This is a genomic window from Streptomyces sp. SP18BB07 (genome assembly GCF_036322545.1).
Taxonomy (GTDB): Bacteria; Actinomycetota; Actinomycetes; order Streptomycetales; family Streptomycetaceae; genus Streptomyces; species Streptomyces deccanensis.
In genome coordinates this window covers 1-324 of the sequence record NZ_JAQYWT010000304.1, presented here as the reverse complement: position 1 = coordinate 324, position 324 = coordinate 1, and the positions used below count along the sequence as shown (strand labels likewise).

Below are 324 nucleotides of genomic sequence, written 5' to 3'. Positions count from 1 at the left end.
TGTGTTTTTTTTTTGTGTGGGGGGGGGTGTTGGGTGTTTGGGTGGTGTGGGTGGTTTTGTGTGGGGGGGTGTGGTGTTGTGGTGTTGTTTTTTTTTTTTTTTTTGTTTTGTTTTTTTTTGTTGTTGTTTGGGGGGGTGGGGGGTGGGGGGGGGTGTGTGGTTTTTTTGTGTTGGGTGTGGTGTTTTTTTTTTTTTTATTGTTGTTTTTGTTTTTTTTTTTTTGGTTTTTTTTTTTTTTTTGTTGGTTTTGTTGTGTGGGTTTGTTTGTGGTTTTGTGTGGTTGCTTGGTGGTTGGGCTTGTTGGGTGGGGGGGGGTCCCCCCCC

General features: G+C 43.2%; 1 protein-coding gene. It reads left to right on the top strand.

Annotated elements, in window-relative coordinates:
* Window positions 1–46: 46 nt before the first annotated feature.
* Window positions 47–324 (top strand): hypothetical protein (locus tag PUR53_RS48235; protein ID WP_329909070.1); only part of this gene is annotated, 278 nt, incomplete at its 3' end.